The sequence below is a fragment of the Lactobacillus sp. UMNPBX16 genome, assembly GCF_002553775.1.
GTDB classification, from domain to species: Bacteria; Bacillota; Bacilli; order Lactobacillales; family Lactobacillaceae; genus Lactobacillus; species Lactobacillus crispatus.
In genome coordinates this window covers 1-14,934 of record NZ_PCYU01000054.1, presented here as the reverse complement: position 1 = coordinate 14,934, position 14,934 = coordinate 1, and the positions used below count along the sequence as shown (strand labels likewise).

Sequence of the window (14,934 nt, the reverse complement as noted above, 5' to 3'; positions counted from 1 at the left end):
ACAATTACACATATATTTTTAAACTTGTTGAAACTCTTCTATGCCTTTCGGCGCACAACATTGTTTCTATTTAAAGGCGGCGAAAATGAAGATAATGTTATTGGCTGGTTCGGTTTATTGGCAGCTTTATTAGGCTATTTCTTAGGGATTTTCGGCATCTTTTTACCAGTCCTTTACTGCATTAGTGCATCCCTTGCCGGAATAGGCGCCGCATGTTTCCCTAGCGTTCAAAAACAAATCGCCATTGAAAGCGACTATCATCCAAGCAAGAATGATCTTTTTGCTTATTTTGGCGCAATTTTAATTTTACTAGCAATAATTGTCTTTGTTGAACCACATCTGCCAACAATTTCATTTATCGCAATGCTCATTTATACGCTAATTGCTATACTCGGCTTTAAATATTCTCCATTTAGAGCACATTCACGGAAAATTGTATTGCAGTGGCAAAATGTCTGGTTAACTCTTGGTTTGCTACTGGCTATTCTCTTAATTCGAGAAGGTTGGAACTCGGGAAAAGACATCTTCTCTATTTTTGGCATTATCGTTTCAGCAGTAGTCATTATTAACTATCTGATCAAATTAGCTTTAAGCCAAAAACATGGTAAATTATCTCGCAAAATGCAGTATCGCCTGACAATCGCAGGCCTCTGCCAAGACTTTACCACTATCTTTTCAGCCGTTTATATTTCTGTTTTATTTGGTGCAAAAAATTACTACTGGTTATTTGTCATTATCTTAATCGCCAGCTTTATCAAACGTCCATTATTAAAAACGCTACGTGAATATTTACCATTTGATGACTTCACCATTCAAAGTTGGGGCATTGTTCTCGGTCTAGTTATTACGCTCTTTAGGCCAACATACTTTGCAGGGATTTTTTTGATTCGAATTTTCTACAGTTTACAAAATACTGACACCTTAGATCTTATCCGTGATCATGTCGATACAAATATTTATATGATCAACTATCGTTTTCGCACTGCTGGAGGCTTCTTAACTCAATTAATTCTGTGGGGTGGCTTGCTTTTATTCAATGGACCGCACATCTTTGAGCAAATCTTTAACTACCATATTAATAAAAGCGTTATGAATTCTAGTCAGCCCTTATTTTTAACTCACTTAATCTTGGTGCTATTCATAATCAGCTTTACAATTTATACTTTAAAACTTAACAAAGGGAATAAAAATGAATGAAAAACCTATTTGGAAAAAGAATTTACTTGTCTTATCTATTGCGGTCTTTATCGCTGGTATCGCCTTCTCTGAAGTAATGCCGTTTCTGCCATTATATATTGATACACTAGGCAATTTTACCCATAAGCAGTTAAACTTTTGGTCTGGCTTTATCTACTCCGGTACTTATTTTGTATCGGCGATAATTTCTCCCTGGTGGGGAAAACTAGCAGACAAAAAAGGCAGAAAGCCGATGACATTACGAGCTTCATTGGGAATGGCTATCGTCCTTGGCTGTATGGGGCTAGTTACCAACGTTTATCAATTATTTATTTTAAGAATGTTACAAGGTATTTTTGCAGGCTTTGTTTCTAATTCCAATGCTCTAGTTGCGACTGAAACTCCGAAGGAAAAATCTGGACAAGCACTTGGCACTATGGCGTCTAGCTTTACTGCTGGCAACTTACTCGGGCCATTTATTGGTGGAGCCTTAGCGTCTATTTTCTCCTATCGCGTTACCTTCTTTATTACAGGTGGTCTATTATTAATTGCATTTCTTTTGTCATTGTTCTTTGTCCATGAAACAGACTTCAAGCCAGTAACTGAAAAGAAACTTGATAAAGCAAGCGGAGTAATTAAAGAATTACGCTCACCGCAATTAATCTTTGGCTTGCTTTTAACTACTCTAATTATTCAAGCTGCAAATAATTCGATTAACCCGATCGTTTCACTCTATGTTAAACAATTGATGGCTAACCACGGTAATGTCGTCTTTATTTCCGGGGTAATAGCTGCTTTGCCAGGAATTGCTACATTCCTTGCGGCATCGCGCTTCGGTGCACTCGGTGACCGAATTGGAACTCATAAAATTATTATTGCTGGCTTTATTGGAGCCACAATCCTCTTCTTTTTGACTGCTTTTGTACAAAATACTGTTGAACTTGGTATTTTACGCTTTTTAGTCGGCTTTACTGATGCTTGTTTATTCCCACAAGTGCAAACCTTGCTTACCAAAAATACGCCAGCAAAAATTACAGGTCGAATCTTTTCTTGGAATCAGTCAGCCATGTATGTCGGTAATATCTTTGGGCCGCTACTAGGTTCAACTATCTCTGGATTAACTAATTACAGTACTGTTTTCATCTTCACAGCAGGTATCGTAATCTTCAATCTAATTTTGTTTAGAATAAATGTAATTCGTAATTTGAAATAAAATAAGCGTTTGAGACTTTTCCTCAAACGCTATTTTTATTCCGCTGCTTTTTTAGCTTCATGATGGTTATAAACAAAGTTTACGATATATCCACAAATTATTAACAATAGAGAAACTATCATAATTTCTCTGATTCCAGTATGAAAAATAGTTCGCATTGTTGGCATTAACGCCCTAGGCAAACTTTTTGCGGATTCCACGTCACTTAATTTATTCATCATGGTCATTGTAATATTATGGTGACCAGCAATTCCACGTGCCAAAGCTAGATTCATGATCACACCATAGACTGCAGCCATCACAGTCTGAGCCAGGATTCTAATCAAAAAGCTAAGTGACGTAGCCGGCGCCATATCCTTTTCGCCAGCATCAATCTGCACTTTTATCTGAAGAATAACAAAGATTGATCCTACGCCTAAACCAGATAAAGCCGCAATTGACATTAAAACCTGATATGGCGTGCTAATCGGTACAACGATCAATCCGATTACCGTTATCGCAATCAATGAAAGATCAAAAATTAATAGATGATAGTTATTAAAACGTCTGAGTAAATGTGGTGTACTCTGCGAACCAGCTATATCAAAAATTGAATTAGGAATTAAAGTCATCCCACCGATTAAAGCAGATGTTCCTAAAATTGCCTGTGACCACATTGGCAAATAAGTGTTTACCGCAATGTAGGCGCCCCATGCAAAGGCAAAAAGAATAAAATCGCCTACTAATGCTTTATTAGTAAAAACAGAAAGTGGCACGATCGGACTCTCTGCCTTCTTTTCAACCAAAATAAACCAGACTAGCATAGTAATTCCAATAATTATAAAAAGCGCTACTAAAAGATTGCTTGCTAAACCCAACATCTGAATTCCGATTAAAAAGCAAGTTAAACCGCCAATTAAAGTAAATGCACCTAATCGATCAAAAACTGTATTAACATTCGGCTTACGAATGCCACGATAAAAAATAAAACTTAGAATAATCGAAACTAATCCAAGTGGCACATTAATATAAAAGACCCAGTGCCAAGATAAGGCATCAACAATCCAGCCACCAACTAATGGTCCAGCAATACATGCAGCAGAAAAACTAGCAGCAATATAGCTCAAAATTACAGTTCTTCTTTTAATATTAGGATAAATATAACCTACAATTACATAAGGAAGAGAACCCATGCCACCAGCTCCTACTCCCATGAGGACTCGCGAGACGAGGAAAAAGTAAATATCTGGTGCAACACCTTCCAAAACTGAGCCTAAAATAAAAAGAGCTAATGATAATTCAAAGGCAAATTTGTTGCTCATTCTTTCGCCAATCTTACTCCAAATTGGCACTGAAACTGATATTCCAAGTAAAAAGCAAGCAACGATCCACCCCATATATTGAATCCCGTGAAGATCAGATACAATAGCAGGAATTGCTGTGTTAATGATGGTTGCATCTAGCCCTGACATAATATTAGCCAGCAACAAAGACAAAGTAACCATTGATATTTGCTTTTTAGTCATTTAATCCCACCTTTTTAACTCTAAAAACTACTATTACTCATAGTATGCAAGATTTAACTAGCAAAATAAAGCACAATATTTTTCCACTAAATCTTGACAATCTGTGTTTTTCCGAGTTAAATATAAAGAAAATAATAGTGATGACCTTTAAAGTTAGTCCCGTGAGGCTAAGAAGGAAATCTGCACAAGCTAATACTTTTTGTCGTTAGCTAATACAGAAGGACCATCTTGAGCCATGCGCTCTTGGTGGTCTTTTTCTTATTGGTCATCCAGAAAGGAAAATATATGGCAAAAGAAATAATCGATGCTTTAGGCATGAAACGTGCCTTGATGCGGATGACCTATGAAATTGTCGAACGCAATAAAGGTACTGAAAACCTTGTATTAGTCGGAATTAAAACTCGCGGCTGGTACTTGGCTGAGCGAATCGCCAAAAATTTGAAAAACTTGGAAGATGTTGAAGTCCCTGTAGGGGCAATTGACATTTCTCAATACCGCGATGATTTACCAGAGGCTGAGAAGGAAAAGATGATCCACAGCCAACAACTTGACTTCGATATCACCGATAAAAACGTTATCTTAGTTGACGACGTTCTTTTCACAGGTCGGACAATTAGAGCTGCACTTGATGCATTAATGGATCAAGGCCGTCCAGCTAAGATTAACTTAGCTGTTTTAGTTGACCGCGGTCATCGTGAATTGCCAGTTCGTCCTGACTTTATTGGAAAGAATATCCCAACGGCAATGAACGAGAAGGTCAAAGTTGCAATGACTGAAGTCGATGATAAAGATAGTATCGAAATCGTTAAATAGGAGTTTTTTGAATGAATAAAAAAGAAAAGTACAGAAATCCGGAGGCCGTTTTAGACGTCTATGAAAAGCCGGAATTCGGCCAAGGCGTACTGCTATCCTTACAGCATATGTTTGCTATGTTTGGTTCTACCGTTTTAGTGCCAATTTTAATTGGAATTAACCCAAGCATCGCTCTACTTTCATCAGGAATCGGTACCTTGGTCCACATGCTCTTGACCCACTTCAAAATCCCAGCATACCTCGGATCAAGTTTTGCCTTCGTTGCTACAATGCAAGCCTTAATGAAGGCTGATGGCTATCCGGCAGTTGCCCAGGGTGCGATCGCTTCTGGTTTAGTTTACGTAGTTGTTGCGATCATCATTAGCAAAATTGGTTCAGGCTGGGTTAACAAAGTTTTACCACCAATCGTAGTTGGACCAATCATCATCGTTATTGGTTTGTCACTAGCAACTACTGCCGCTAATGACGCTATGATGAATAATTCTAAGTATGATTTGACTTACTTCGGTGTAGCTATCTTCACTTTGGTCATGACTTTAGTTTTCCAAATGTGCTTCAAAGGCTTCACCAGTTTGGTTTCAATTATGCTAGGAATTATCTGTGGCTATATCTTATCCTGCTGCCTCGGAATTGTTGATTTCTCTGGCGTGGAAAAAGCAGCTTGGTTCACATTGCCAGCACTTGATGTGCCTGGAATCAGTTACCACTTCAAATGGTATCCTGCCGCTATTTTAGCCATGGCACCAATAGCCTTCGTTACAATGACGGAACACATGGGCCATATTATGGTATTGAATTCATTAACTAAGCGTGACTTCTTCAAGAATCCTGGCTTACACAGAACGATGATGGGTGATGGTCTTTCAACGATTATCGCTGGTTTCATTGGTGGTCCTCCTACCACTTCATACGGTGAAAATATCGGTGTGTTAGCTATGACTAAGGTTTACTCAGTTTGGGTATTAGCCGGTGCTGCTGTTTCAGCAATTATCTTCAGCTTTGTCGGTAAACTTGCCGCATTGATCGAATCAATTCCAATGCCAGTTATCGGTGGGATCTCCTTCTTACTCTTTGGTACGATCGCATCTAACGGTTTGAAGATCTTAGTTGATGACCAAATTGACTTTGGTGAAAAGCGCAATATGTTGATTGCTTCAGTCATTTTGGTTATCGGTATCGGTGGTGCTTACTTACAACTGGGCAATTTCCAACTTACCTCAGTTGCCCTTTCCACCATCATCGGAATGCTTTTAAACTGGATTTTGCCTAAGAAAGCAGCTAGTGAAAAAGCTCAAGAAGAAAAGATTAAGCAAGAAAAACAAGAAGGTAAAATTTACCAATAGATAGAATAAGCCATTCAAAAATCCGTTAGTTATCGCAATGATAGCTAGCGGGTTTATTTTTTACTCTCACTTTGCGCACACAATGTTGTAAGTTGCGCGAAAGTTGGCGAAAGTTAGTGTAAGTTACGAGAGCAATAGTATATAATTTATTTACACAAATAAATTTAAGTCATGAGGTGACATTAAATGGACTTTTTAAACTTCAAAGCAATTACACAAACTGGTAATTTTAAAACACCATCTGAAAATGAAAACATCGAATACAAAGAAGCTAGTTGGAAATTACCTAAATCATTTTGGGAAACTGTTAGCTCTTTTGCTAATACTTCAGGTGGAATAATAGTATTAGGCATAGCAGAAGATAAGAGTAAACATGAATTTAGTATAACTGGTGTAGACAATGTTGAAGACATTGAAACACAAATTTTCAATGATAATAACAATATTTCATGCCTTAATCGACCTGTAATCCAAAATAATGATGTTCAGATTTCTTTTTTTCAAAATAAAACTATTATTCAAGTAATAATTCATCCAGAACCCTTTAATACTCGTCCAATAACTGCATTCGGTAAAGCATATATTAGAACTGGTGACGGAGATCAAGTAGCTACTAAAGAGCAACTTAAATATTTTACAGTTGAAAGTCAAAGCGAGATTAATACTCACTTACTCCCTTCGACCTATACAATAGAAGATTTAGACGCAGAAAGTATCAAAGAATATCGCAAAATAATTGAAGAAAAAGGTATTATTAATACTAATTCTCAACTTAGTGATCAAGATTTTTTATATTCAATCGGTGTTTTCAGAAAAGACCGATTAAGTAATTCAAATGAATATCATCTTACAGATGGTGGTCTCCTTTTCTTCGGAAAATATATTTCGATAACAGATCGTTTTCCACGCTTTCAATTAGATTACCAGCAATATAATAGTGATAATTCCACTAACTGGAATGATAGAGTTTCTGCAGGTGATATGAATTACCCTACTTTAAATATCTTTTCTTTTTACAATTTAGTTTTAACTAAAATAGAAGCAAATGTTCCTGATCCTTTTATTCAAGGTAGTGACCTTAGTAGAACGTCCTATCACAACGATTTAATCATTGCAGCTAAAGAAGCTCTAGTTAATTGTTTAATGCACTCATATTATGATGGTATGGTAGGTGTCAAAATTGTGGACAGACCTAGTTACTTTGAATTTACAAATCCTGGTACTATGCGCGTAAGTAAAGAATCATTTTTACGTGGACAATATTCTTCTATTAGAAACACTGAAATCGCTAGTTTATTTAGACGAATTGGTGTCTCTGAAACCGCAGCTAGTGGCGGCCCTAGAATTCTTAATACTGTATTGCAAAATAATTTAAATGATCCTGAAATTAACATTGATTATGAAATCAATACTACTCGCATTCGTATTTTTAAGACTTTTGCAATTGATAATCAAGAAAAACTAACTGACCCAGAAAAATTTATCATGTCGTTTGCTAGAAGAAATCCTAATTTTTCAATAAATGATATTGTTAAAGATCCGCAGAATCATTTTGGTAAACAAACCACGATTAGAAAATATGTAAATTCATTAGTAGAGAAGCATTTACTATCCAATGAGAAAATTGGCAAAAAATATATCTACAATTTACAGAAAAACAATGATTATCTAAATCGCGTTAAGCACCTTAAACATCTTGAAGATAATTTACTCAAATAGATCATTCAAAAAGCTCAACCTACAAAATTATGTAGATTGAGCTTTTTCATCTTATTTATCTTCAAATATTCTAGGCTTATCGTCATCAAGTGAAACATGCGGAATTTCGGTGTTATTTGTCTCAACTTGATCCTTCTCAGACAATTCTGCCTTCATTAACTCACTTTTGGCTTTACTAGAAGTATTGCCTAAAAGTAAAGTTTTCTCCTGCGGCGTATTCACCATTGCCTGTTTTTCTTTGAATTTTTTATAAACAATCGCCGCTACTGCACCAATAGCTCCAGCAACACCGATAATTGTGCCGATTAATCTCATCTTTTTCATAGGGATCACCTCGTATTTTGAAATCACTTTCTTGTTCTTAATTATATCTGATTACGAGGCTGGACACATTTTTAATGCCTACTACCGAAAACTTTCCGCAATTTCCGGATCCATCTCATCTTCTAAAACACTGTAGCCTTGATCCAAAGTCTTGATCAATCCCATATCCTCATCATCTAGTTCAAAGTCAAACACATCAAAGTTTTCCATTAATCTGTTTTTATGAATTGACTTAGGAATCACCACATAATTTCTTTGTAAAAACCATCTCAACATTACCTGAGCAGTAGTCTTATGATGCTTTTCTGCAATCTTTTGCAAGACAGGATTAGTGAAAATGTGGTTGGCTCCTTCCGCAAATGGTGCCCAGGCTTCAGGTTGCACGCCCTCTTTTTCCATATATTGCTGTGATTTCCATTCTTGATTCCAGACATTAGTCTCAATCTGGTTCACAGCCGGCTTTACATCATTAAAAGTAATCAAATCAGCTAAGCGTTCATTCCAAAAACTACTTACACCAATTGCCCGAATGCGTCCCTCTTTATATAAACGTTCTAATGCTCGCCAAGTGCCATAGTAATCGTTATATGGCTTATGAATCAGATACAAATCAATATAATCTAATTTCAGCTTTTTCATTGAATCGTCAAAGGCTTGCAAAGTCTGATCATAGCCATACTTATCGACCCAGATTTTAGAAGTGACGAAAATATCCTCTCGTGGGATGCTGCTATGCACAAGTGCATCTCCAACCGCCTGTTCATTTCCATAAATTTGGGCAGTATCCACAAGTCGATAACCAACTTCTAAGCCATTTTCCACAACTTGCTGCGTTTGAGCCAAGTCATCAATTTGATAAACACCAAAGCCCAAGCGTGGCATTTTGACACCATTATTTAAAATTACATAGTCTTTCATATTTCTTCTCGTTTTCTAGTTAATTATTGCATTTTCATTTTATTTTAACATACATCATACAGTTTAGATTATATCCTATTCAAAAAACTTAGTTAGCAATCTTATGAGAATCACTAACTAAGCTTCTTTCAATTTTTATTATCATGTTTACGAAAATAATCTACTGCCATCTTGCTTACATATAGTCTAGCTTCAATAGGGGCGTGCGTATCAAAAGCAAAAATAGTACACATCTCGGTCTTAGTTTTGAAGTATTCAAAACAAGACAAAAATTCATTCCAGTTTACACACATGCTAAACTTTTTTTCTAATAAATAAATTGCAATAAAATCAGGTAGAAATTCTCTATAAACTTGTTTTAAATTCAAAAATATTTTTTTCTTATCAGTCCTTAGATTTATTTGACTATACTTTTTTCCTAAATAATAAAAGATATCTTGTATCATCTTTATTTTATAGATTTGAGGTGAATTTTGATCTAAAACAGCATGTCCTAATTCGTGAAACAGAAAGAAGTTAAATATCTCATGGTCTAATATGTTATTACTACTTTTTAATAACATAAATTTATACGGTAAAATTATCTTATTCTTGCTTACCACATAAAATGGTGTTACTGCCTCAGTATCAAAATCAATTTCGATTTTAACTTTAAAATTAAAATTAATTTCAAGAAATTCTTTTAGCCATTTTACTGCTTTTTTATTACACAAATTTTCCATTTCTTGAAGTTCACAATACGTATACTTCACATTTAAATTTTCAATTTGATTATGGATTAGTTTTACAAATAATGATATATGGTGTTCTTTGTTGTTTACTAAAACATCATTTGCATAAAAAAGTGCCCAATCATTCATCAACTTAATCCATTCTTAGTTAATTTTCGGATTTCAATACCATACTGCTTAACTAACTCGGCATCGATATTGTGTGCAACCTCTACAGTCATGATTGGTAAAGTGTAAATCAGCTTTCTGATCGCATGCGAATTTTCTTTATCTAAGCTTGAAGTAATCTCATCAAGCAAAAATAATCGTTTATGTCTCAATAATCCTCGAGCGATTGTTAGTCGTTGAGCCTGTCCACCTGACAAATTGCTCCCTTCACTCTCAATTTTAAATTGTAGTGGTTTATCTCCTAATTCATCCCAAAGATGGACCTTTTTCAAAACTTCTTCCATTTCTTCATCAGAAAAATTTTCATACAATGAAAGATTATCAGCCACGTTTCCAGCAAATAACCATGACTTTTGAGAAACCAAAATCGAATCCCCAAGAGAGATTGACCGGTTGCCAAATTCTACTTTACCTTTGGTTGGCTTTAGTTGACCTGAAATAATATTCAGTAAAGTTGACTTACCTACTCCTGAATCACCATTGATAATGACTTTATCACTGTTCTTCAATTGTAAGTTTACATTTTGAAAAATTTCTTTATCACCACGATCAAAAGCCACATCTTTTAGAGTTAAGCTATTTTCGCCAACTTCTGAAGCCTGAACGCTATTCTTATCTTCTTCAATTCCAATATCTCTAATACTCTTAGTACTACTAATTTGCGTTTGGTAACCAACGATTTCACGTACTCCACCCAAAACATGGTCAGCAGTTAAGGTTAATGTCACAATCGTCCCGATCTCAACACCACCAAAGTGGTTGACAACCATCAATAATCCAATACCCATTGGTATTACATTTGCTAGAACTGCACAAACCCATGCACAAAATTGAACTGTAAACTGAACTTTGTTTAATTGAAAATAATTTTCTTCCTCAGTATTTAACGAATTGGAGAATTTTTTGAAGAAGAGATTCTTAACATCAAATTTTCTAATCTCATTTTTCCCTTCAAAAATGTCTTTCATGATTGTGACTAAAGATGAATTGGATTGACTCCAATTGTCTGTTTTTTGATTCATTTGTTTTTTACCGAGCTGGTTAGGAATCATACTTAATGCTGAAAGCAATACATATATCATACCTAATAACAGATTGGTCTCTAATACTACAAATGTTGTAGAAATGACCGTCATAATGGCTTGAATCAAATAAAACAAAGGCTGGAAATAATGTCCTTGAATTTGATTGGAAATGTTCGTCACATTATTAATTACATCAGAAGAATTTGAATCAGCTTGATTTTCTTGATAAAAGCTAGAAGCAAAAAAAGCAAATTTTAATTTTTGATTTAAAATTTGAATTGCCTTTTGATTCGTTAGCAAAAATAAATACGCCGAAACATAGGTAATCAAATAGGCTGCTAAAACCAATAAAACAAAAGTCCCAACACCAGCGAAATTATTAAAAGCAATGTTAGTCATTTGTCCCATAACATACCCATTGATCACTCCCTCAAATGAACTAGTGATTGATAAAACTATAATCGCAATTGTAAACCTAACGGGCAAAACTGATAGAACCCATCTTAAATTAATTTGTATTTTCTTTTCATTCATCAGGTAGCCACCTCCAATTAAATATCCATAAATTTATCATAAAAACAAAAAAATAATTTAATCGTGGTCAAAAAACCACAACTAAATTATCCATTTCCTAGCTATTTCATATCCAATATCAATTAATTCTCGTTTTATTTGCTCAGCTCGCTCTTTATCCCCTCGTATCGCAGCCAAACTTAATTTGACTAAGCCTTTATACACGAGGAAAGATGTATCATTAATCTTCATAATATAATTTTCAATTTCCAGCATAGAATCATTTAAAGGGATTTTTCTTTCATAGCAAGCTCTCAAATAATTGACACTAGCAATTGCAAATCTTTTTTGATCCGAAATTGACACGTCATTTCTTTTAATAATTTTTGAAATATAAATGTGCATTAAGTAATTCAACTGCTCGTTGGTAAACACTGGCATTGTATTTGCAAACAGCTTAATCGCCTCAATATTATTGCTCAAATCATCATTCTTATCTAATTGATCAAATATTGCCTTTTTAGTTTGTTCGCTCAAATTTTCAACGTTATTTTTTAAATACGCAATTGCGACTATAGCTCTTAGCTTAAGAACAGGCTTTCCTTTAAGCTCTTGAATTTTCCTACATACTTCTTCTGCTTTCTTAAGATCGCGCTGGTTAAAAGCCACTCGCATCTGCTGATCTAAGTATTTCTCACGTACAGTAAATGCAGGCGCATAAGAATCCTCTAATTTGGAGAAAAATTCATTGATATCTATGTTATGCAAAAACAATAGTCTGACTAGTGCATCAGATCCGATATTTCGCATCCCTTTTTCCACCTTATTATATGAAGAGGGATCAATAATATCTCCTACCATTTTTCTAATTGATAATCCTCGCTTAATTCTTTCTTCTTTCAGAGCTTCTCCTATTGTCATCATATGTGCCTCCCTTCTTTGTTAAGTTCAAGAATACCGCAATAATCAAAAAAAGCCTAGCCAGCAATCTGATCTGCTAACTAGGCTTCTTTTATTTTTCAACTTTTGCTTGATAAAATCCAAAGCTCATCTGCTTCAACATTCTAGTAAAACTATCAATGTCTAGCTTTTTACCGGTAGTCAAAGCTTCAAATTCACCATCAGGATCAACCAATTTGCGGTCAGTCCTGTGAAATCCATTTCTTTCATAGAATTTCAGGCGACTAACACGCTGCTTATAATTTTTCGCCTTCTTGGTAACTGGCTCAATATCAATGACAATTTGCTTATCAGGGAATCGATCCTCTAACATCATCAAGATCTTGGAACCATAACCTTGTCCTCGCAATTTTTCATTAATGGCTAAATAGGTCAAATAGACTGTATTATCATTCTCAGCATAATAAGTAATGCCGCAAAACTGACCATCATTATAAATTGCGTGAAACTTAACATTTCGGTGTAATGACATTGCTAAAAGAGAAAACATGGAGAATCTTTCCCAAGCTGGAAAAGCCTTCATATATAACTTCTTAGCGTCACGATATGCTTTTGTGCCCCATCGGGCGGGTTTAGAGTCTAAAATAGTATCCTTCTTTTCTAATTAAAAATTGATTGTTAATAACTCTGAATAACACTATTATACACAAAAAATTTGATAGTTTCTTAAAATTATTTTATATCCGTTCAAGCTAATCTAATTCAAATTAGTTTAATTTCTACCTCAACTTTAACCTGTAATTCAAATTAATTTTAATCTCTTAAGACTTTTGAGATAAGTTTTAAGTTAACTTGAATTTGCTGAAAATTTTACTGCTAGATTTAAATAAAAAGAAAGCTTGTCATCTAACAAACTTTCTTTTTTCATATAATAATCGTTAACTACATCAACTTATATTTCTTCATCAATTCTTCAATATAAGTGCCTAGAAGTTTTATACTGAAATCTTGTTCTCTCTCAACTTTGATATAAATTTGGCTTCCGCGCCAAATTTAAGGATATGCAAAGAAAGACGCAATTATCACATTTTTAATTAAATATGAGTTAATTGATAATGAGCTGCAATTTGAGAAACTTTGCATTTATCAACTATTTCTGATTCACTCATGTTTTTTATTCTTTCATATGGCATCAATAATTCACCGGCAAAACATTCTGCTTGCCATTCTGGATTTTTATATATTGGAATTTCTCCATTTCTTCTATATAGAGTCAGTGAAGAAGGTTGATGTAATATAAGGTGTAGCAACTCATGTGCTATTGTCATTCTATCACGTCCAACATTTCTAATCGCTCCCATGTACACCGATTCTTTAATAAGAATTTTATCCTTAACGATATCAGTTTGTGCCTGAACATCACATTCTAATTCATCATTGTCTACAATTTCAAATGAAAAATTAGGATCTAATTCTGATATTTTTTCTAGTACACGCGTAATATCAATATAAAGTTGACAAGGATTTATCCCTAATAATAATCGTACATCTCTAGCTAATGCTCTTAAATCTTTACGAGATTCTGGTTTAGCTTCAAATATTGAATCATAACTAATTATGTCTCTCACCTTCTTTCAAAATCTTCTGAATTTGAGCTATTTGTTTATCTGTCAAATCATCAAATTTTCTTGCAAACATTAATGTAGCTTCCTGCTTTTCAGGTGAAAATTTAGATATATCCAAGCTTTCTTCACTTATGCTCAATGCATCTTTTAGCTCTTGTTCTTGCTCTCTATCCAAGTTATATCTATCAACAATATTATTAATTAATGATGCGGAAGCCTTCTTATGGCCATTTTCAACACCAGATAAAAAAGCCGAGCTTACCCCGACGTTTTCCGCCATATCATAAAGTCGTTCATCTCGATCTACCCTAAGTTTTCTCAAAAATTTTCCCAGTGCTGTATAAGTCATAGTTTACTTTCTCTTTTCTAATATTTACTTTCTAAAATCTTTATTATAAATAATCTCATTCACTGAAAGAAGATCATATCTTTTAACATTTAAATAAATTATACTATTACTTTCTTTTGTATCATAATCTGGCAAATAAAACAGATCACCAACGGAGTTAAAAACCTTTCTAAATTTTACACCACCTACTTTCTCTTGACCTATAACTTTAAATTTTGTCCCAGAAACAGAATCACTCAAGTCGCCTAAAATACTAATTCTACAACTATACCTATTGCCTGTTTTTAAAAAATTGAACTTATCATCTCCTAAAATATCTGAATCATCAAACACAGTATAACTTTGATTCGTTTTTTGACTCTCAAGAACAAGATCTCGAGTAACTTCATAATTAATGATTTTTGTTAATTCATACATAGTATTTTATGCCTTTCCAATCGGATAAAAACTGACGATAGAGACTGTAAAATAGTTTGTGTAAGGATGAATGATTCCTTAAACTTATTTCTTTAAACATTAGAAAAAGGAGTTCCTTTCTCGTATGATTGGTTTGAACAAAAAACACATACAGAAAGAAGAACTCCTTCATGAATGATTTTACCAAAGATTTTG

Annotated in this window: 15 protein-coding genes; 5 read left to right on the top strand and 10 right to left on the bottom strand. The window is 34.4% G+C overall.

The window, feature by feature from the left end:
- The coding region (locus CP367_RS09715; protein WP_098043560.1) for a hypothetical protein at positions 1–1,197 on the top strand (1,197 nt) is incomplete at its 5' end.
- A complete protein-coding gene (locus CP367_RS09710; RefSeq protein WP_089145943.1) occupies positions 1,190–2,389 on the top strand; it encodes a multidrug efflux MFS transporter in 1,200 nt (399 codons plus the stop codon). The genes CP367_RS09715 and CP367_RS09710, both read left to right, overlap by 8 nt.
- A 35-nt stretch (positions 2,390–2,424) precedes the next feature.
- Here CP367_RS09710 and CP367_RS09705 read toward each other — a convergent pair whose 3' ends face one another.
- Positions 2,425–3,894, bottom strand: coding sequence for an MFS transporter (locus tag CP367_RS09705; protein WP_089145942.1), 1,470 nt, complete (start codon positions 3,892–3,894; stop codon positions 2,425–2,427).
- A gap of 285 nt (positions 3,895–4,179) precedes the next feature.
- Between CP367_RS09705 and pyrR the strand changes: the two genes are divergently transcribed.
- The 3 genes from pyrR (at position 4,180) to CP367_RS09690 (ending at position 7,769) form a co-directional block, all read left to right on the top strand.
- Positions 4,180–4,707, top strand: coding sequence for a bifunctional pyr operon transcriptional regulator/uracil phosphoribosyltransferase PyrR (gene pyrR / locus CP367_RS09700; RefSeq protein ID WP_065990500.1), 528 nt, complete (start codon positions 4,180–4,182; stop codon positions 4,705–4,707).
- Positions 4,708–4,718: 11 nt separating this feature from the next.
- Positions 4,719–6,050: a solute carrier family 23 protein gene (locus CP367_RS09695; RefSeq protein WP_005720845.1), complete on the top strand. Its 1,332-nt coding sequence runs from the start codon at positions 4,719–4,721 to the stop codon at positions 6,048–6,050.
- Positions 6,051–6,236: 186 nt separating this feature from the next.
- A complete protein-coding gene (locus CP367_RS09690) occupies positions 6,237–7,769 on the top strand; it encodes an RNA-binding domain-containing protein (RefSeq protein ID WP_089145941.1) in 1,533 nt (510 codons plus the stop codon).
- 51 nt (positions 7,770–7,820) lie between these two features.
- On the opposite strand, the gene CP367_RS09685 is transcribed toward CP367_RS09690, so the two are convergent.
- The 9 genes from CP367_RS09685 to CP367_RS09645 all read right to left on the bottom strand — a co-directional run bounded on the left by CP367_RS09685 (position 7,821) and on the right by CP367_RS09645 (position 14,739).
- A complete protein-coding gene (locus tag CP367_RS09685) occupies positions 7,821–8,093 on the bottom strand; it encodes a hypothetical protein (protein ID WP_005728568.1) in 273 nt (90 codons plus the stop codon).
- Between the two features lie 81 nt (positions 8,094–8,174).
- On the bottom strand, positions 8,175–9,011 hold the full coding sequence (locus tag CP367_RS09680) for an aldo/keto reductase (protein WP_089145940.1): 837 nt from the start codon (positions 9,009–9,011) through the stop codon (positions 8,175–8,177).
- Between the two features lie 128 nt (positions 9,012–9,139).
- Positions 9,140–9,871 carry a hypothetical protein gene (locus tag CP367_RS09675; protein ID WP_057726171.1) on the bottom strand — a complete coding sequence of 244 codons (732 nt, stop codon included), beginning with the start codon at positions 9,869–9,871 and terminating at the stop codon, positions 9,140–9,142.
- A complete protein-coding gene (locus CP367_RS09670; RefSeq protein WP_089145939.1) occupies positions 9,871–11,469 on the bottom strand; it encodes an ABC transporter ATP-binding protein in 1,599 nt (532 codons plus the stop codon). The genes CP367_RS09675 and CP367_RS09670 overlap by 1 nt, the downstream gene beginning before the upstream one ends.
- A gap of 81 nt (positions 11,470–11,550) precedes the next feature.
- Positions 11,551–12,372 (bottom strand): helix-turn-helix domain-containing protein, encoded by an 822-nt coding sequence (locus CP367_RS09665; protein WP_089145938.1) that lies wholly within the window; start codon positions 12,370–12,372, stop codon positions 11,551–11,553.
- Positions 12,373–12,460: 88 nt separating this feature from the next.
- Entirely contained in the window at positions 12,461–12,931 is a 471-nt protein-coding gene (locus CP367_RS09660) for a GNAT family N-acetyltransferase (protein WP_005720850.1), read from the bottom strand.
- Between the two features lie 511 nt (positions 12,932–13,442).
- Positions 13,443–13,976: an ImmA/IrrE family metallo-endopeptidase gene (locus CP367_RS09655; RefSeq protein ID WP_089145937.1), complete on the bottom strand. Its 534-nt coding sequence runs from the start codon at positions 13,974–13,976 to the stop codon at positions 13,443–13,445.
- The gene (locus CP367_RS09650) at positions 13,960–14,322 is read right to left on the bottom strand and encodes a helix-turn-helix domain-containing protein (protein WP_005721163.1); all 363 of its coding nucleotides are present in this window, start codon (positions 14,320–14,322) and stop codon (positions 13,960–13,962) included. Before CP367_RS09650 ends, CP367_RS09655 begins: the two co-directional genes overlap by 17 nt.
- Before the next feature lie 24 nt (positions 14,323–14,346).
- On the bottom strand, positions 14,347–14,739 hold the full coding sequence (locus CP367_RS09645; protein ID WP_023488642.1) for a hypothetical protein: 393 nt from the start codon (positions 14,737–14,739) through the stop codon (positions 14,347–14,349).
- Positions 14,740–14,934: the final 195 nt, after the last annotated feature.